General features: G+C 42.9%; 16 protein-coding genes, 1 tRNA gene and 2 pseudogenes. 8 read left to right on the forward strand and 11 right to left on the reverse strand.

Annotated elements, in window-relative coordinates:
- Positions 1-50: 50 nt before the first annotated feature.
- From ACYX4W_RS10790 to ACYX4W_RS10815, 6 genes and pseudogenes are all read right to left on the reverse strand, one after another.
- The gene (locus tag ACYX4W_RS10790) at positions 51-317 is read right to left on the reverse strand and encodes a DUF2897 family protein (RefSeq protein ID WP_476073174.1); all 267 of its coding nucleotides are present in this window, start codon (positions 315-317) and stop codon (positions 51-53) included.
- Between the two features lie 14 nt (positions 318-331).
- Entirely contained in the window at positions 332-1,012 is a 681-nt protein-coding gene (locus ACYX4W_RS10795) for a M15 family metallopeptidase (protein WP_476073175.1), read from the reverse strand.
- Between the two features lie 14 nt (positions 1,013-1,026).
- A complete protein-coding gene (dapE, locus tag ACYX4W_RS10800) occupies positions 1,027-2,163 on the reverse strand; it encodes a succinyl-diaminopimelate desuccinylase (RefSeq protein ID WP_476073176.1) in 1,137 nt (378 codons plus the stop codon).
- Positions 2,157-2,504 carry an ArsC family reductase gene (locus ACYX4W_RS10805; protein WP_476073177.1) on the reverse strand — a complete coding sequence of 116 codons (348 nt, stop codon included), beginning with the start codon at positions 2,502-2,504 and terminating at the stop codon, positions 2,157-2,159. Before ACYX4W_RS10805 ends, dapE begins: the two co-directional genes overlap by 7 nt.
- A 241-nt stretch (positions 2,505-2,745) precedes the next feature.
- The gene (locus ACYX4W_RS10810) at positions 2,746-3,246 is read right to left on the reverse strand and encodes a PTS sugar transporter subunit IIA (protein WP_476073178.1); all 501 of its coding nucleotides are present in this window, start codon (positions 3,244-3,246) and stop codon (positions 2,746-2,748) included.
- A 4-nt stretch (positions 3,247-3,250) separates the two neighbouring features.
- A pseudogene (locus ACYX4W_RS10815) lies at positions 3,251-3,641 on the reverse strand (ACT domain-containing protein).
- Positions 3,642-4,263: 622 nt separating this feature from the next.
- Here ACYX4W_RS10815 and ACYX4W_RS10820 point away from each other — a divergent pair.
- Positions 4,264-4,629 carry a VOC family protein gene (locus tag ACYX4W_RS10820; protein ID WP_476073179.1) on the forward strand — a complete coding sequence of 122 codons (366 nt, stop codon included), beginning with the start codon at positions 4,264-4,266 and terminating at the stop codon, positions 4,627-4,629.
- 195 nt (positions 4,630-4,824) lie between these two features.
- Here the strand turns inward: ACYX4W_RS10820 and hppD are convergent, their stop codons facing one another.
- Both hppD and hmgA read right to left on the reverse strand, forming a co-directional pair.
- Positions 4,825-5,898: a 4-hydroxyphenylpyruvate dioxygenase gene (gene hppD, locus ACYX4W_RS10825; protein WP_474807561.1), complete on the reverse strand. Its 1,074-nt coding sequence runs from the start codon at positions 5,896-5,898 to the stop codon at positions 4,825-4,827.
- A 299-nt stretch (positions 5,899-6,197) separates the two neighbouring features.
- Positions 6,198-7,493: a homogentisate 1,2-dioxygenase gene (hmgA, locus tag ACYX4W_RS10830; RefSeq protein WP_476073180.1), complete on the reverse strand. Its 1,296-nt coding sequence runs from the start codon at positions 7,491-7,493 to the stop codon at positions 6,198-6,200.
- A gap of 220 nt (positions 7,494-7,713) precedes the next feature.
- Between hmgA and ACYX4W_RS10835 the strand changes: the two genes are divergently transcribed.
- From ACYX4W_RS10835 to ACYX4W_RS10845, 3 genes are all read left to right on the forward strand, one after another.
- Positions 7,714-8,142, forward strand: a complete 429-nt coding sequence (locus tag ACYX4W_RS10835; protein ID WP_476073181.1) for a MarR family winged helix-turn-helix transcriptional regulator — start codon at positions 7,714-7,716, stop codon at positions 8,140-8,142.
- A 232-nt stretch (positions 8,143-8,374) separates the two neighbouring features.
- On the forward strand, positions 8,375-9,448 hold the full coding sequence (locus ACYX4W_RS10840; protein ID WP_476073182.1) for a patatin-like phospholipase family protein: 1,074 nt from the start codon (positions 8,375-8,377) through the stop codon (positions 9,446-9,448).
- 159 nt (positions 9,449-9,607) lie between these two features.
- Positions 9,608-9,684, forward strand: a tRNA-Val gene (locus ACYX4W_RS10845).
- Between the two features lie 37 nt (positions 9,685-9,721).
- On the opposite strand, the gene ACYX4W_RS10850 is transcribed toward ACYX4W_RS10845, so the two are convergent.
- Positions 9,722-9,937: a hypothetical protein gene (locus tag ACYX4W_RS10850; RefSeq protein ID WP_476073183.1), complete on the reverse strand. Its 216-nt coding sequence runs from the start codon at positions 9,935-9,937 to the stop codon at positions 9,722-9,724.
- A 133-nt stretch (positions 9,938-10,070) separates the two neighbouring features.
- Between ACYX4W_RS10850 and ACYX4W_RS10855 the strand changes: the two genes are divergently transcribed.
- The 4 genes and pseudogenes from ACYX4W_RS10855 to ACYX4W_RS10870 all read left to right on the forward strand — a co-directional run bounded on the left by ACYX4W_RS10855 (position 10,071) and on the right by ACYX4W_RS10870 (position 15,542).
- On the forward strand, positions 10,071-10,214 hold the full coding sequence (locus ACYX4W_RS10855) for a hypothetical protein (RefSeq protein WP_476073184.1): 144 nt from the start codon (positions 10,071-10,073) through the stop codon (positions 10,212-10,214).
- Positions 10,215-10,763: 549 nt separating this feature from the next.
- On the forward strand, positions 10,764-11,633 hold the full coding sequence (locus ACYX4W_RS10860) for an Lcl C-terminal domain-containing protein (RefSeq protein WP_476073185.1): 870 nt from the start codon (positions 10,764-10,766) through the stop codon (positions 11,631-11,633).
- A gap of 496 nt (positions 11,634-12,129) precedes the next feature.
- A pseudogene (locus ACYX4W_RS10865) lies at positions 12,130-13,225 on the forward strand (IS3 family transposase).
- Between the two features lie 589 nt (positions 13,226-13,814).
- A complete protein-coding gene (locus ACYX4W_RS10870) occupies positions 13,815-15,542 on the forward strand; it encodes a sensor domain-containing protein (protein WP_476073186.1) in 1,728 nt (575 codons plus the stop codon).
- A gap of 105 nt (positions 15,543-15,647) precedes the next feature.
- Here ACYX4W_RS10870 and ACYX4W_RS10875 read toward each other — a convergent pair whose 3' ends face one another.
- Positions 15,648-17,582: an EAL domain-containing protein gene (locus tag ACYX4W_RS10875; protein WP_476073187.1), complete on the reverse strand. Its 1,935-nt coding sequence runs from the start codon at positions 17,580-17,582 to the stop codon at positions 15,648-15,650.
- 300 nt (positions 17,583-17,882) lie between these two features.
- Positions 17,883-18,905, reverse strand: a complete 1,023-nt coding sequence (locus tag ACYX4W_RS10880; protein ID WP_476073188.1) for an MBL fold metallo-hydrolase — start codon at positions 18,903-18,905, stop codon at positions 17,883-17,885.
- Positions 18,906-19,038: the final 133 nt, after the last annotated feature.

The following is a 19,038-nucleotide window of genomic DNA, read 5'->3' on the forward strand; positions in this document are numbered from 1 at the left end:
CAGGTGCTCGCTTTAAGCGCGACTATCGGTAATGCGTTTATATTGCGTTGCTATTTCTCGGGTTTCTTTTCGTTATCGCCACTATCATTATGTGCTTGTGTCAACGAAGCATGGTCGCTGGCCGTTTCAGTCTCGGCATGACTGCGGTCAGAAGCTTTGTTTGGATTGCCGTACTCGTCACCGTCTTCGTCATCATCATCAAAAGGCTTAGAGGGGGTAGGAAATTTAAACTTAGCGCTGTATTTAAGTAACGTAATATTTCCAATAACTACGCCTAATACCAAAACAATAACGATGATGACCCAGGTAGTACTCATAAAAATTCCGTAGGCTAGCGCCCTTTGTTCAAAACGTAGCGATTATACAAGTTAGGCAGCTGCGGCAAAATACACGATTTACCTTCTATATCGCTTTGTTCAATGGCTTGTGTAAAACCGTCTAGGTTTCTGGCACTTTCAAAGGTACTGGCCGTGCTTTTAAAGCTCAAATGCCAAGGCTCAACGGCCACACCACCACTATTAACAGAGAAAGGACGGTAGAAACCGAACTGTTCCATATTATCAGCTAGCCAACAGGAAAGATTATGGCAGGGGCCGCCACTAAGATATTCGCTTTCTACAAGGTTAAAGTTGCCGTCCCAATTGTGCACAGCAGCTCTGTCATAAACGTCAACATCGGTACCCCAATGATGACGACTGCCGCCAGGTAGCGCAGACCAGGTCAAAATAGCATGGAGTTTTTCATCGTCACTTAGCGTTTCGAAAGGAAGTTCTGTGCCGTTAACGTCAAGAAGCTGCGCCTGTCCCGTCCACTTGCGGTTAAAAATGGCAGCTTGCCTATCAAAATCGCGAAAGCTACTGACTAACTGTAAGTCTATACCGTCATTGTGCGCAGCATCTTGCATAGCAAGAAAGGGCGAAATGACGTCTTGATGAAGCCTATGGCCATTGCCAGCATCAACAAGGTAGTCGTTGTGCTGGCCCAGCCATGCTTGTTGCGGTATCTGATTCATATAAGACAAAAAAGCTATTTTGCCAGCAAGCGTTCTAAAATACCGAAATACATATCGGCAAGTTGCTCTAGGTCAGCCATTTTTACGCACTCGTCAATTTTGTGAATAGTGGCGTTAACCGGGCCTAGCTCAATAACTTGTGCCCCCGTAGGTGCAATAAAGCGGCCATCAGATGTGCCGCCAGCAGTAGAGAGTACCGTAGGTGTACCTTTAACTGCAGCAATCGCACCTTGGGTTGCCTCTAATAGCGCGCCTGTATCGGTCAAAAATGGTTGTCCATTAAAGGTCCAGTTTATCTCGTACTCAAAATCGTGGGCGTCTAAAATAGCGGTGACACGTTCAATAAGAAGTTGGTCAGTTACTTCTGTTGAAAAACGGAAGTTGAAGCAAACGTGAAGTTCGCCAGGTATTACATTACCTGCACCTGTACCTGCGTGAATATTTGAAATCTGAAAGCTGGTGGGTGGGAAGAAGTCGTTACCGTTATCCCAATGTGATTTTGCTAATTCATCAAGCGCTGCCATGGCGCTGTGTACAGGGTTGTTAGCTAGATGAGGGTAGGCAACATGACCTTGCACGCCCTTTACAACTAAATCACCCGTTAATGAGCCTCTACGGCCATTTTTAACAATATCACCCACTTCGTCTGTTGAAGAGGGTTCACCAACAATACACCAGTCAATCTTTTCGTTTCGCGCTTCTAGGGTGTCGATTACTCGTGTAGTACCGTTAATAAACGGGCCTTCTTCGTCGCTCGTGATAAGGTAAGCAATGCTTCCCTTGTGGTCTGGATACTTGTTCACAAATTCACGGGTGGCGACTAGCATAGCGGCAAGGCTGCCTTTCATGTCGGCAGCGCCGCGCCCGTGCAAATAGCCATCAACTTCTGTCGCCGTAAATGGTGGTGTTTTCCACGCTGACTCTGGGCCGCTTGGTACCACATCGGTATGGCCAGCAAAACAAAATACGGGGCCTTCTTTACCTCGGCGAGACCAAAGGTTAGTGGTGTCTTCAAACACCATAGTTTCATTGTCAAACCCCAGAGCGCTTAGAAACTCGCCCATGGCCTCTTGGCAGCCCGCATCTTCTGGCGTTATTGAGCGGCGGTTTATGAGTTGCTTAGCAATTTCGATAACAGAGTCGTTTAACAAAATATTTCCTCATACTGTGCAGGCTTAAAACCAATGTAAAAAGCATTATCGTGATAAAGAATAGGGCGTTTAACCATAGCGGGATGTAGCTCTAGCAGAGCGAGCGCTTTGTCTTTATCTAAGCTTGCTTTTTCTTGCTCTTCTAGCTGGCGATAGGTTGTTCCACGTTTGTTTAACATGGTTTCCCAGCCAAGCTCAGACTCAGCGCGTACAAGGAAATCGTTGTCGATACCGTCTTTACGGTAATCGTGAAAGGTGAACGGGATATCGTTATCTGCTAACCATTTTTTCGCTTTTTTAATGGTGTCACAGTTTGGGATCCCATAAAGGATTGTGCTCATGGTGATTTATTCCGTACTACTTTGTTGTTTATTTGAAGAAGACACAGTTGCCAGCGTGCCATGAAGTCCAGTATTTATGCCAGTGCATAAAAAGAAAAACGCTAAGCGCGTCTTGCGCACCAGCAGGATTTCAGCTTTCGACTTTTCTTATTTGCTACATCATACAAGCAGTTGATACGTTGTTAAACTCACTGGCGATGGTTTTTGGAGGTGAAAACCTATGTTTTGGCAAAGGGTAAAGCTATAAGTAGAGTGTTAAAAGTGTATCTTCACCGGCTTCTACAAATTTTTGGTGGGTGGACAGCACACCGATAAGCGCTTGGGCATTAAGCAAGGTTAGCGCACACGTGTTGCTTACACCACGTTGTTTCAGCCATGCGGCATTTACAGTAAAAAGTACCTGGTTGGGTTTAATTTGATCGCCGCGCTTCAACGCGCAGACAAATTGTGCGCCATGTAGATGGGTTGTATCACCGCCGTATTTAATTTTGCATTTAAGACCAGCGGTAGACTGTATATCGATAGCATAATCTAGCGGCGAAACGCTTAAAACTTTGCCAGCGAAAGGCGAAATCACGGAATTTGAATTAGAACTTATGGCGGCGCCTGGCCCCATAAGCCCATTTTTATAAAAAGGGTCGTCAATATCGCAAAGTGATACTACCTGCCCCGAAAATGGACTTAAGATGACGAATTGCTTGGTATAACTGTCTGGCGGGCACTGCAATTGCTTAGCGTTCACGGTTTTAAATGTCCTGACTTACTGTATAACCCGCGCCTTTGAGGGCGCTAATAGCATCTTTTAGTTTGTTATCTTTTACTAAAAAGAAATCAGTATCAAAGGTTGAGACAACGAAAATTGCCACCTTAGCCGATGCTAATACTTCGCCTATTTGTGCCATGATCCCTACCATAGACAAATGCAAAGGCCCTAGCAGTCTCGAGTGCACGCCAACCTTCATCGCTATCAAGGGATGGAACATGGATAGAGTCTGGCACAACGATAGACAATTCATCTTCTGTTTTACCCAGAAAAAAGAGCGGGCTATTGAGTACAGAGGCTGGGATATCACTTTCTGGATCCAGGCTATGAATTGTAAACAAAGATTCTCTAACTAGCAGTGTTTGTTTTGGCATGAAAAAATCGGAAAAAAGATAACTTCGAAGATATTCACATTAAACCACTAACTGTGATTAAGTGCTACGTGTTATCCACTTAATCTGTGGATAAGTTTGTTGAGTAGTTTGGGGTCTTATTGTAAGTTGCTGATATTAAATAATTAAATAAACTGTACAAACAATGTTCAGTGGATAACATTCTCTATTTTACAAGCATTTTCCACAGGTCATGTCTACAACTAAAATAAAAAATGTTTGATGATTTTGCAATTTCTTAGCTTGACAAGCGTCACTTTTTTAAAAAATTTAGAACAGTAATAAGCGGCGACTTACCAGGGATCTACCGCTTAAAAACTTTTGTTTAAAACCGTGAGTAAGTTAAATCGATCTTTTATTTAACAAATAATTCGGAAAGTACTAAAGTCAGAACCAAGGTGGAGGGTTTTCTCCAAAGTACAAGAACAAGATTTGGGTTAAGGCTTGAGGCAAAAGTAGGAACAAACGTCGGGTCAAAGCACAGCAAAAGCATGATTCAGTTATAACAAAACAGCTATAGCAAAACAGTTTTATTGCACGTTTAGCCTAAGCTTTTACGAAAGCGATTGACCTTATTCCTAACTCTAACAAAAGAGAAAAAACAATGTCAGATTCTTCATGGTGCGATATTACTGTAGAAAATGCAGATGAACTCGTCAGCTTTTATGAAGCAGTGATGGGGTGGAAGAAAGAACCCATTGATATGGGAGGCTACAACGATTACGTCATGTTGAAGCCTGACGGTACGCCAGTAGGCGGTATTTGTCATAAGCAAGGTGTTAATGCGCAGTACCCAGGCGGGTGGATTAACTATTTCACGATGGAAAACCTCGAGTCAGCGTTAAATGCGGTTATTGAAAAGGGCGGAAAGCAGGTGGGTGACATACGCCACCATGGCAAAGACAGCTTTTGTGTAATTACTGACCCAAGTGGTGCAGCATGTGCGCTTTATGAAAAAGGACAAAGCTAAGCAGGGATTAAATAATCACTACGATTAGAAATCGCGCTCTAAAATCGAAAAATTAAAAAGCAGCGTGTAGAGCTACTCGCTGCTTTTTTCGACAGCCTACTAAGCGATTTAGCTCGCCTAGCGCGAAGGGAATACTTGCTTAGCGTTACGGGCTCGCTTGCTAAATACGCCCGGGGTTACTTTTTTGTGTCGAGGCTACTTGTTTAGCACACCACGGTTAACTTGGTCTCGTTCAATAGATTCAAACAGGGCTTTAAAGTTACCTTCTCCAAAACCTTCATCCTGCTTGCGCTGAATAAATTCAAAGAACACTGGGCCAAATACGGTTTCAGAGAAAATTTGAAGTAACAAGCGGGGTTCACCATTCTCGGTAGTACCATCAAGCAAAATACCGCGCTTTTGAAGTTCGTCAACGTTTTCACCGTGACCAGGCAAGCGCTCTTCCAGCATCTCATAATAGGTATTGGGCGGAGGCGTCATAAATTTCATGCCTCTTGCTTTTAGCTTATCTAAGCACGCCACTAGGTCGTCACAAGCGAAAGCAATATGCTGAATACCTTCACCGTTATACTTCATTAAGAATTCTTCAATTTGGCCGCCACCGCCAACTGCTTCTTCGTTGAGCGGTATACGAATTTTACCGTCTGGCGCTGTCATGGCTTTTGACAGTAGGCCGGTATATTCACCTTTAATGTCGAAGTAGCGAATTTCTCTAAAATTAAATAGCTTTTCGTAAAATCCTGCCCAGAAATCCATGCGACCGCGATACACATTATGGGTAAGGTGGTCTAGGGTGTGGAATCCACATCCTTCAGGATGGCGATCTACCCCTTCAATCCAGTTGAAGTCGATATCGTAAATGGTGTTCTCGCCTTCATAACGGTCAATAAGGTACAGCATAGCGCCACCAATACCTTTAATTGCGGGTAGTTTCAATTCCATAGGGCCTGTGTGTGTGTCCATAGGCTGTGCACCGCGAGTAAGTACTTCTTTATAAGCGTGCTGGGAATCTTTAACGCGAAAAGCCATGCCACATGCTGACGGACCGTGCTCTTCAGCATAGTAGCCTGCATGACAGTCTTTTTCGTAGTTACTCAGTAGGTTGATGTCGCCCTGACGCCATAGCTCGACGTCTTTTGATTTGTGGCGTGCGACAAGGGTAAAGCCCATCGCTTCAAAGATAGGCTCTAGTATGCCTTTTTCTGGCGCAGTGAACTCTAGAAATTCAAACCCATCCAAACCAATTGGGTTTTCAAACAAATCAGCCATAGCAATACATCCTCAACGTAAATCATACTTTATAATTGTTGCTCGATTGTAAAGCTGCAGTGAAAAAGCAAGCAATAGGTAGCGTGTATGACCTTTTTGCGAATGGAAAGCGAGGCTGTAACGTTTAGTTTTCACCTGTGGCTGTAACCTTAGGTTAGAGTAAATAGACACGCTCTAACCTATTGAAATTATTATTTATATAACAAGTTTTACGGCTGATCCCTGTGTTCATAAATTGATACAGGTAGCAAAACGAGTAAACCTTTTAATACTTGTAAGCATCAGGGGGAGTCGCGCGCCTACTTCTGCCCATCGTAATATTTCTTAAGACCTTTCCAGCACGCCAAATAGTCCCGTTGGCGAATGTCATTATTCAAAGCAAATTCCGTCGGTGCAATGGCATAACGAGACTCAAACATAAATGCCAATGTGTTTTCGTAGCGCTGGGGGGCTAAATCAGCGTTAGATGCTTTTTCAAAAACTTCCGCTTCAGGTCCATGAGGGGTCATGCAGTTGTGGAGACTCATACCGCCAGGCACGAAGCCGTGTTCTTTTGCATCGTACGTACCCTCAATAAGCCCCATAAATTCACTCATGATGTTTCTGTGGTAATACGGTGGGCGAAAGGTATTTTCCGCTACCATCCACCTTGGTGGAAAAATGACAAAGTCTACGTTCGCTGTACCCTCTAGCTCAGACGGTGAGGTAAGTACGGTGAAAATAGACGGATCAGGATGATCGAAACTCACGGTATTCATTACGTTGAAACGAGAAAGATCGTATTTGTAAGGTGCAGAGTTACCTACCCAAGCCACCACATCAAAGGGCGAATGATCAAGTTGGGCTTCAAATAGATTACCGCAGAACTTGTTGATCATGGTATGAGGCGTATCGTTATCTTCAAACCAAGCCGTGGGGTAACAAAAGTCTCGTTGGTTAGCATAGCCATTTGCGCCAACCGGGCCGCGTTCAGGCAATACAAAAGGGTGGCCGTAGTTTTCGCAAACATACCCGCGAATCGGGCCATTAGTAGGGTTAACAGCGAAACGAACACCACGAGGTATAACCGCAATTTCACCCACCGACAAATTGAGCTTGCCAAATTCGGTGGTAATGAGCATGTTGCCAAGTTGAGGAACAATAAGCATTTCACCATCAGATGAATAGAAAACACGGTTTTGCATATTTGCGTTGGCGCTGTAGCAATGAATGCCCATACCTACCAGCGCCTTAGCGTCTCCGTTAGTGGCAATGGTGATGAGCGAATCTACAAAATCAATGGCTTGTTCAGGGAGCGGTATTGGACTCCATCTCAATACATTAGGTGGGCAATGCACGTCAGTTTCTGGCGCAGTTCTTACCAAGCCATTATCAATTCTTACAAAGTCCCCCATTGCGATAGATGGGCGCAGACGATACGTCCAGCTGCGGCGATTCTCAGCCCTAGGAGCAGTAAATGCAGTACTGCTAAACTGTTCAGCATAAAGCTTATAGTTCACTTTCTGTGGGCTGAACTGGCCTTTAGGAAGTGCGCCTGGCAGCGCTTCAGTCTCGTGCTCATTGTTAAAGCCCGTTAAATAAGACAAGTTTTCCATATACCCTCCAATAGGCGGGCTCAGTGTTGGATCCTGTTCCCGAATCAATAGTAAAGTAGTTACAAATGAAACTATATGTTTTAGGCTAGAGGTAAATGAAATGTAAATCAATAATAGGCAGACAGTTGGCGGGTTAAGGGTAAAGCAGGTGTTGGTACGCTAGCTTTACACCTTTAGTAATAGGCGTTAACTGGCTTTCTTTTATAAAAGGAAATAGCACATGAAGCTAGAAGACATGCTGGCCTACAAGGTAGCCATGTTAGCAAGTGGTTTAAGTGAGTCGCTCGCAAAAGAATATGCTGACTTTAATCTCACTGTCCCAGAGTGGCGTATCCTAGCCACGTTAGGAGCTACGAATGATAGTGCGCCAGGGGCTTCGCTGACAGCAAAGGAACTCGCTATGGCAACGCGTCTTGATAAGGTTCAAGTTTCACGAGCGCTAGAGCGACTGGCGAAACGAGACGCTATCCATAAACGCTCCTGTGAAGATGACAAACGCGCCACCTTTATTTCGCTGTCTATAAAAGGTGTGCAAATTTACCAAACCTTGTTACCGAGAATCATCCGCTGGCAAAATAGGCGATTAGAAAATATCACTGACGCTGAGTACCAAATATTTCTAAAAGTGATAGATGCGCTCAGGCCTTAAAATTCGGGTGAAATCCTTGATGGCTCTGGTCTGAACAGACGTGTGTTACACGCCATAAAGATTACTTTTACCCCTTTAACTGTTAAATTCCTCTGAACTAATCAAATGGCGCAGCAGTGGCGTCTATTATTCATGGCTTTTTGCCCTATAAATATTCAGCAATCGCTATTAGTCAGCGCTTGTATTAGAGCTTATATAAGAGCTTCATCTAAAAACTTAGCAAGGAAATTGAGTGGCCCCCCTAGATATATACGCAGGTAAAAAAGCACGTGAAACCATAATGAAAAACGGGTTTACGCCAGAGTTGTTCAGCTATTTTTTAGGGGCTTCTGGCGGCCCTAAATGGTTTTCGCTGGCGGGCCTGGACCGCGTAATATTTCCCGAATGGTTTGCCAATGTTAACCATCAAATACATGTTATAGGTTCATCTGCGGGGGCGTTCCGAGCAATTTGCGCTGTTCAAGACGACCCGCTGGCAGCCATAAACCGGCTAGCGACATCTTACTCGACAACGACATACAGCGAAAAACCAACACCGAGAGAAATCACCGCAAAAGCCGAAGACTTGTTGAAAGAAATGGTAAACGACGCGGGCAAGCAAGAGGTGCTGTCTAATTCTCGCTTCAAAGCCCACCTTATTGTTGCTAAGTGTTTAGGGGCTACCCGTTTTGAAAGTAAATTCAGGCAGCTTTCGGGCTTAGCTATGAGCGCAGCGGCTAACACAGTTAATCGCAAAAATTTGTCGCGCTTATACACACGTTATGTCTTTTCTACCCCGAATACGGACTTTGCCATTAACGACCCTTACCAGTTTCCTACTAAGTACCATGATCTAACACAGGGGAATATACACTCTGCGTTACTTGCATCGGGTTCTATTCCCATTGTGATTGAAGGTGTACCGGAAATAGAAGGTGCACCTGTAGGTATGTATCGCGATGGCGGTATTATCGACTACCATTTCGATTTGTCATTTGGACCTGACGACGGATTAGTGCTGTACCCGCATTTTTACGATAAGCCTATCCCAGGATGGTTTGATAAGGGCTTAAAGGGCAGGGTGCCCCATAGTTCAAGCTACGATAATGTAGTGATGTTAGTTCCTTCAGCGTCTTTTGTAGCAAATTTGCCTTACAGCAAAATTCCAGACAGGAAAGACTTTGAAGTGCTCGATGCTGACACGCGCATTAAATACTGGCAAACGGTGCTAAAGGAAACCGACAGGTTGGGTGAATACTTTATGCGTGCTGTAAACGACGGGACCTTAGTTGACGCTATCAAGCCACTTCCTTTTAAAATGATATAAAGGAAATGCAATTCTTTAACTAAATGGCTAATTGCTGTCAAATTAGTCACTTGAACCTTCTTTTGATAAGTTTTTCTTGCAGGTGGCGCCTATGCTAAGTATTATACGCGCCGTTGTCTGGCAATCGCCCACCTCACAGGTGCAACAAAATTTCTAAATGCGTCTATAGCTCAGTTGGTTAGAGCGCTACCTTGACATGGTAGAGGTCCCCTGTTCGAATCAGGGTAGACGCACCATCTATAAAGACTTTTTAAGTTAATATACGCTAACTTATTAATCCAAAACTCCCACCTGCAAACCATATGCAAACATTAATTGTTTCTTCTTGGCTAGGTCGGTCTGTACGCTTTCCATTATTTCTTTAATCAGTTTCAACATAATAGTCACATCATAATTCGTTAATAAACTGCTCTCGCTTTCCTCATCATTCAATTTTATCGGTGCCTCTATCAAAACTTCTGCTTGTTCTAATTTTTTCTGTAGTTTCATTTCATGTGCCTCCTGTTCCATTTAAAGAGTACTATCTTTGGGTATTCTCAACACCTGTACCTGTTGACTGTATTTATTAATTAGTTAGTGCCTTGCTGAATAATAAAAGCCAAGCAAATTACTAAGGTTTTCAATGAATATTAAGACTCGACGATATGTAGAAGATGCGGTAAAAATTGACCTCACCGGACTAACAAAAAGTGGCTTAATGACAGGAGGCAGGGAAGGGAAGTCTACAGGGTCATTGAATGGTCGATATTTGTGGTCTATTGGTTAGTGTGTATCTAGTAAGAAAGATAAATTGGAAGTCTATTATACATGCCAGAAAAAAGAATACAGACACTCGATTAAACTACATCATCAACCTGTTTATTTTGGTGGGACTCGTATGTATTTGATGTGTGATTTGTGCGGCAATAAAAGGAAGCAACTCTATATAGTGTCTAAGCTAGTAGGCAGTAGAGAGTGTCATCGACTCGATTATAAAACGCAGTCTAAAACAGAGACTGAAAGAGATTTAGATAGTTATCTTAGGCTATCACGTAAAGTTGATTATTTTGGTTTTGGTGCCTATTTGAAACGTAAATATCAACACTGGGATACATTCTCGAAGATACATAAAAAAATGGATTCGATTCATAGTAAGCACCCTGCTATATTCAATTGACGGTTTTTGCTAGCGTACTGAGTTAATAAGAAATACATTAATAATTTTGCTGTTTGTCTGCGTTTTTCGGAGGTAGGGCGCTTGTACATCTCTGTTTAGCCAAAACTTTTTTGATATGCTATCCTCCGCTACAGATTAAATGTCAGTAAAAGGAAGTTCATGACTAGGTTGAATTTTGTACCCAAATTTTTTTCTACCTCATTTTTAGCGCTTATTTTGACTGGATGTGGTGGTGGAGGTTCTGAAGGTTCGTCCCAAGTATCGCAATCTATATTAAATGCCCCTCAAAATGTACAAGCGGTAGCCCAAGATAGAGAAATATTAATTACGTGGAGCAGTGATGATAGTGCTGACTCTTACGATGTTTATGTGGCTTCAGACTTAGAGTTAAACTTCGTAAACTATTCAGTATATGAAAACTCTACTAGGTTTCTCGATGTATCTTCACCTATCTCTTTTACGCCAAGCGACTTATCTCCGCTATATAGAGTTGTAGTCGTTGCAAAGCAAGGTGCGCGAGAGGCTGGGCATACTGACTTAGTTACGGTGGCACCACGATATACTGATCAGGGTGATACTGTATTAGACCACTTAACAAGCTTAGTCTGGATGAAGTGTGCGATTGGGCAGGTATTCGATGAGGGTCAAAACACGTGTTTAAATGATCCAGCGAGACTAACTCGTAGAGAGACAGAGTCTTACATCAGTGCCTATGCTCCTGAATTTCGGTTACCAACTGAATCAGAATTGATTACTTTGGTTCATTGCAAATCAGCTATGCCCAAATTTTTCTTAACTGATAAGGATGAGCAGTGTGAAAGTATAGACCAAGGGGCTTCCATATATACACCAATATTCTCTGGGACTATTTATTACAGTCCTATAGACGGCTATAGAACTTCAACTGTTTACGATAACTTCGATGGTATTATCACTTACACAAGAGTATCTTTTGGGCCTCAAGGTGGTAAATCTGGCATTCAGGCAAGCGACCCAGTGCCAATGAATGTGAGGCTTGTAAAGAGATAATGGCTTAAAAAGGAACTTGAGAACGGCTGCTTATTTAGAACAATAAGTGCATAGGGTGTTCCACCTGTTTATACTTTTGGTTGTTTTGGTCGGTTTAATTTATAAAGTGAAAAAGTGAGCGGTATATTTTCGATGGGTAGTTTTATCTAGCCAGAGGAAAACTGAATCAGTCATTGTAGCCATTTTTCTTTATAACACTAACTAAAACAACCAATACCTCCAAAACGCCCAAAAAGCTAATTAAACCAGAGAAACAAACACCACTTATTGCGTAAATATCTCTCTTGCAGGGGGAAGGGCTAGAGTAATCGTTTGAAAATGCGTTGGTTTTTCTCTCCCTTTTGTTTAGACCACCGATGCCCCTCAGACAATTTATTTCCTGTATGCTCTTTTAATACCTTTTTTGCTCTTGCTCTACTTACGCCTTTGTCCACTTCCCCTAAACTGAGACAGACTTAATTGGAGTTTTCTGTAATTATTAATGCTGGAGACGACTATGAAAAAATCACGCTACACAGAATCTCAGATCATCGGGGTGTTAAAAGAAGTTGATGCTGGTATGAAGGTTGAGGAGGTCTGCCGTCAACATGGTATCAGCAGTGCAACATATTACAATTGGAAATCCAAGTACGGCGGCATGGAAGCATCTGACGTCGAACGACTGAAAGAGCTTGAAGAAGAAAATGCCAAGTTCAAAAAGATGTTTGCCGATGTAAGCTTAGAAAATAATGCCATTAAGGAGCTTGTCGCAAAAAAGGGTTGGTGACAGCAGAGAAGCGAGAATGCGTCAACATCCTAGTTGATGCGGGACTAAGTATCGTAAAGGCCTGTCTGTTTGTTGGTATGGGCCGTGCGACCTTTTATCGTCCAGAGAGAGACTGGCGCAAGGTAGATGCTGCTGTCATTGATGCTATCAATGTGGTTTTGGAGAAGTCGCCACGAGCAGGCTTCTGGAAGTGTTTTGGCCGAATGCGGTTCAAAGGCTTCCCCTTTAATCACAAGCGCGTCTATCGCGTTTACTGCCAAATGGGATTGAATCTGAGGCGCAGAACTAAACGGGTACTGCCCAAACGAATAGCCCAGCCATTAGAAGTGCTGGATCAGGCAAACTGCACTTTATGCATGACACGTTATATTGCGGTAAAAGGTTCAGAACACTAAATGTAGTGGATGAAGGGACGCGAGAGTGCCTCGCTATTGAAGTCGATACGTCTTTGCCCGCTGGGCGTGTCGTACGCGTGTTAGAACAGCTTAAGTCTGAGCGAGGATTACCAACTCAGCTACGTATGGATAATGGTCCAGAGCTAATTTCGGCGACCCTAACTGATTGGTGTGAAACCAGTAATATTGAACTGGTATATATCCAGCCAGGTAAACCGCAGCAAAATGGCTTCGTGGAGCGCTTTAACGGTTCATTCCGCAAAGAGTTCCTTGATGCTTACTTGTTTGAAAATCTCAATCAGGTAAGAGACATGGCTTGGTTCTGGCGACTGGATTATAACGAAGAAAGAACACATGAAAGTCTGGGTGACCTGCCTCCGGCAGCTTACCGAGAAAAACTAGAAAACTCTAATTCAGCACTGTCTCATTAGTGGGGAAGTGGACAAAGCGTAAGGGGCACGAACGATGAACTTTAGTCGGAGATTTAAATAGGGAGCTTAAATTTATGAGGCGCCACCAATAGCTAGTAGTACATGTACGTATACTATTTGGCTTAAAAAAGTGGTGTGATAATTAGCAATTCCTGCGTAAGTCTACTTCGCTTTTTGTCTTTTTATGAAAGAGAAATTTGAACAATTTTGTTCAGATGCAGATTTATATACTCACAGCGAGATTGTCGTAAGTAATTTTATGTCAAGGTAGTTTTTTCTTATAGTAACATAGATAGTAGTATTTTTATTGTTGTATTAAATAATTGTTTTAATAAATAAAATTATAGGGTGGCTGTTCGAATCAGGGTAGACGCACCATTTATTTCTCCTTCACAAAGATTACAACCTTTGTCGTATCCTATTTTTGCTATTCGAGCGCTATGGTGTATCGGCAGTTACAGTATTTATTCATCCGTGTTCAGTATTGTATCTTATAAGACCATCTAATTACTGGTTTTATACTACACTGAAATAGCGCTGATAATTTTTTTCTAACGCTGAGTACTTAAACAGTAGTTACGGGAGTACGATGAGCTTGCAGAGATACGAAGAGCCCTTGTTGTTTGGACAACATGGTGCTGCCGAGAGGCGGTTCCTAGAGCTTATTAGTGCCTTACCAAAGGTATCCGTGCAAGGGTACGACAAGCACAGAAACGTCATTTACTGGAATAAATCAAGTGAAGATATTTATGGCTACAGCGAAACCGAAGCGCTAGGTAAAAAGCTTGAAGACCTCATTATCCCAAACTTTATGCGAGATGACGTTATCAGACTTCATCAGCGCTGGATAGAGTTCGGTGAGCCTATCCTCTCCGATGAGTTGGTGCTAAAGAAAAAGGGCGGTCAACCCATCCACGTTTTTTCTTCTCACGTAATGTTAAAGCAAGGCACTGATTCGCCAGAGATGTATTGTGTTGATATTGACTTAACTGAACAGCACGAGATACGTCAAGAGCTAGAGCTAATGGCGTCAACTGACTTACTCACTAACTTGCCCAACAGGCGCGCGCTAGAGCTATGTTTAACCTCTGTTATTGAAGATGCAAGGTCGTCTAACACAGGTTTTGCGTTGTTTTTTATCGACTTAGATATGTTTAAAGAGGTTAACGATACCCTAGGGCATAGTTGGGGTGATGAACTTCTAAAATCAGTTGCCAAGCGCTTGTCAGGCTGCATTGACAGCACCAACGGGGTACTTGCCCGATTTGGTGGCGATGAGTTTGTTTACTTGGCTAACGATGTTAGCTGTGAAATTAAGTGTGAGGAAATCGCTAAAACCCTGTCCGACTGTTTTCGTGAGAGCTTTGCGCTAAGTACTGAAAATGTCCATATTACCTCTAGCATTGGCATCAGTTTGTATCCTCGTGATGGCGATGTGATTGACGACCTTCTTAAGCATGCTGATGCAGCTATGTACCAAGCTAAGGCTGAAGGTCGTAACAGGTATCATTTTTTCACAAGCGCACTAAGTCAGCGGCTTCGCGAGCAAAGAAACGTAGCAGTTAACTTACGGGAATCGCTGCGCAATGATGAATTTAAACTTGTATTTCAGCCCCAAGTCGATTGCAACACCGGTAGGTTTACTTCATGTGAAGCACTGCTTAGATGGTGCCCTGTAGATAAAACCAAAGCCGCACCTCCTGATGTATTTATACCTATCGCTGAACGCGGTGAGCTTATAGGCGATATAGGAAACTGGGTGCTTAGAAAAGCGTGCCAACAGGCGCAAGAATGGAAGCAAAAAGGTATTGAAATTCGTATCGATATAAACGTGTCAGGTAAGGAGCTAGAGAAAAGCTCTTACTTTAAATGCCTTACTGCTTATCGCGACGAATACAACTTGCTGCCTAAAGATATTGGGTTAGAGCTTACTGAAAACGTGCTAATAAAATCAGACAGTACTATTTTAGAAAACCTTCGAGCACAGAGGGCGTTAGGCGTGGAAATCTCAATTGACGATTTTGGCACTGGCTATTCTTCGCTAAGTTATTTGAAGCACTTTCCGGTAACGCATCTAAAAATCGACCGCTCTTTTCTAGGGGGTGCACCGGAAAATGAGTACGATAGTGCATTAATGGAAGCCATAGTTAACGTGGGCCATAAGCTAAACTTGAAGATTGTGGTGGAAGGGGTGGAAACAGAAAGCCAATCTGACTATTGTAAATCCTTAAATGTAGAATTTGTACAAGGCTATCTGTATTCAAGGCCAATAAGCGCTGACGCCATAGAGAGCTTATATAAGGAGCAAAGTCGTTAGGTTTAAAAAGTCGTTTAAGGCGCTAAGTATTTTTCACACATCCGTGCCGTCTTCACACATTCGTTCACGGTAAACGCCTATCAAGTATCATCAAAAAGCGCTGTATTAATACACATTCCACAGTGATGGCTTTGCAAAATAGTAGCCCTGCTGATGATCAACTCCTAGCTTATTCAACGCCACCGATTCCGCTTCGTTTTCTACCATTTCGGATATTACCTTTATGTTCAAGCCTTTGGCTATGCTAACAAGGCTTGAAACAAATAGCTGGTTGTCTTTATTTGTGTGAATGCCTTGCGTTAGCCTGCCAGAGAGTTTTACAAACTGCGGTTGTATCGCCCGAAGGCCAGATAGTGAAGCAAAATTATCACCAAAACGCTCAATGGTAATGCCACAGCCTATGCTAATTAACTGGCGGCAAAGCGACTCTGTAACCTCTCTATATTGAATTAAAGCGGCATCTTCTACTTCAAAAAACAGTCGATGGCTTAGGGCCTTGCGCTTAGCGATTTCTTTCACTAACCAGTCTCTAAACTCAGCATTCGCAATTGAAGCTATGCTCAAGTTCACAGCAACATGTTGTGAGGTTACCTCTAACTTTTTCAGAACGATAGTAGTGACAAGCTTGTCTACCTGTGGGATAAGATCTAGTCGCTCCGAAGCTGGAATCAGCTGCGCCATAGGAATTATGTCATTCGTATCCTTATCTTTGAAGCGTCCTGATGCTTCGTAATAGGCGGGAACGTTTTGGTCTGTGTTCATTACAGGCTGTATCATAATATCTGCGTACTGTTGAGACACAATGTAATTTAATCGCTCGCGCCACTGGGTATTGCTATGCACTTTTGATATTTCTGATGCCAGCTGCCAGCCGTTTTGGGTTTTCATTGCGGTAATGAGAGCGCTATCTACACTTTCCATGATTTGCGGCATTGTCATAGTACCGACAAACCGCGTGATCCCCATAAAGATTGCTTTTGTTCCATCTCGAAGCGGTGATGCGCTTGAACATTGCTTCGCGAGGTTGTTAAGCATAACTTCTCGGGCTGCGCTTTCCATCGCTTCGCTAATGAGTGCGAAATCACCGCCCGACAATCGAAACACAAAGCGGATATTGTGGTTGTTCTTGGTTTCTTCTACCAAAATATTTGCCACCGCTTTTATGTAATTATCGCCCGGTACCATCCCCATTTTTGTATTTATACTGCCTAGGTGAGCTAGTCTGACAATAATAAGCTCTTTTTCTTGCGCAGAAGCATTTTCATTTAATAGAGCGCGCATATGACGCTCAAAAGCGCTTCTATTTGCTAGCATCGTGAGCGAGTCTTTACTGGCTTCTTTTTTGAATAGTTCTGATTGACGCTTTAGTTCATCGAATTTAGTGGATAATGTGCCTGCAAGTAAGTTAGCCGCTTCAGCTAATGGCTTAAAATCTTCACTCGACGCCGATATTTCAGGCGACGTGAAATTATGGCTGCCAATTTCATTAAGCTTTTTTACGGTGTCGTCAACGGGGCGCTTTATGCGTCGGTTGACGAGTAGAACGAAAAGTGAAAGAAGCACTGCGAGGACGAGAAAAGCAGCGATATTTTTAACGAGTACAGTGATGAAACTAGCCGAAAGCGTACCTTTACTCGCCGTAAGTACGAGGTTGTTCTCACTATTGTATAAAGCGACGCGCTTCACATATGCAGTGCTTGGGTCAACGAGTGAATACCACGATGGCACCGTGTTTTCACTTACGGCGTTTGCGCTCAACGCTTCTTTACCGTCTGCGCCAATAATCGATGCGGCAGAAATGTTGGGGTGTGACACGGCACTTTCTAGTAACGTTTCAAGCAATAGACGCTCGGCTTGAGGGGAAAGAGAAACCTGTTGAGCAACAGCCTTCTTATAAACTAACGCACTTTTTTCAGCCTGCAGCGTTACCGCCTCGGACGCGTTTAATTGCAACTTACGTAATTCGGCGACAGACAATGCAATAAATGCTAAAAGCAAAAGGGTTACAATACCCAAATTAGTTTGGCTAGATAGCTTCATTACTAGCAGTTATCTCCTTCGACTGAAAAATTGATTTTCGCTTTAGTGGTCACTTAGCTTTACTGTGCAATATTATGCAAAACCACGCTGAGCAATTTACACTCAAAGCGCACTGAGCCTATATTTAAAAACGCACTGAGCCTACACTCGAAGCGCGGTACTAATGCTTAAAAACACGGCGCTTAACATAATTGTAGCTTATACGACGGATGAGTGCGAATTATACAATGTAACCACAAATGTACAGTAAAACAAAATGTTAAGCGAGTAGTAATAAAGCGTTTACCTTGCCTATACGTTTTACCTGTTATCCAGCCACCATGTCTTATTAGGCGCTTCACCAGCATGTTTTATAGGCACTATTTCGCCAAAAAACGGAATGCTGGTAGGGATACCTTTGGCACTGGCAAGTTTAGTGATTTTTATTAAGGGCTCGTTCCAAATATGCAGCGCTAAATCAAAGGTGCTGTTGTGCACTGGCATCATAACGCTGGCTTGAATATCAATATGTGCTTGCAAGCTCTCTTCAGGCATCATATGAATCTCAGACCATAGCTCGTTGTACGCGCCGGTTTCAATCATCGACAAATCAAACGGGCCATACTTATCTCCAATCGCTTTAAAGCCGTCAAAATAGCCCGAGTCACCGCTGTAGAAAATATTCGTAGTTGAAGATTTGATCACCCAGCTAGCCCAAAGGGTTTCATCTTTATCAAATAAACCTCGGCCCGAAAAATGCTGAGACGGGGTGGCGACAATTTCAATATCGCCAATCTCAGTGTTTTGCCACCAATCCAATTCAACAATTCTGTTTGCATCTACACCCCAGTCACGTAAATGATTACCTACTTTTAGCGGTGTGATAAACATGTCCACTTTGTTTTTTAATATTTCAATACTGCCCTTATCTAAATGGTCGTAATGATCGTGACTTATGATAACGGCATCTAATTTAGGCAAGTCTTCCAGTGAAATTGGCGTTTGGTGGAAACGCTTGGGTCCCATCCATTGAACGGGAGACGCCCGTTCACTAAATACTGGGTCGATCAATATATAACGCTCGGCAAGTTTCAATAGGGTAGTAGAGTGGCCCAGCTTTATCACGCTATCTTCTGCAACCGCGTCAAGCATTCGTGGTGTAAGTGCCGACACGGGTATGTCAAACGTTGGCGTTGCAGAATCTCTATTGTCACGAAAATACGCTTTAGTCACTTTCCACATGTCTCGCCATGTCGTTTTATATTCGATATGCGTATTAGTGAATTTTTCTGGTTGTGACGCGCTTGCAGCATGGGTATTAGAAAAGCCACAGAAAGATGTCATAAATAAAACTCCAACAAGAAAGCGTGTGCGATTAAAAACGGGCATGCTCTCACCTTAAATTAAAAGTATACTGCACAGTGTAGTTTACTCATAATATAGAAATATTTTGAAAAGTAAACTGGGTAGTGTAATT

It is taken from the genome of Alteromonas sp. ABH4_454 (genome assembly GCF_056311775.1).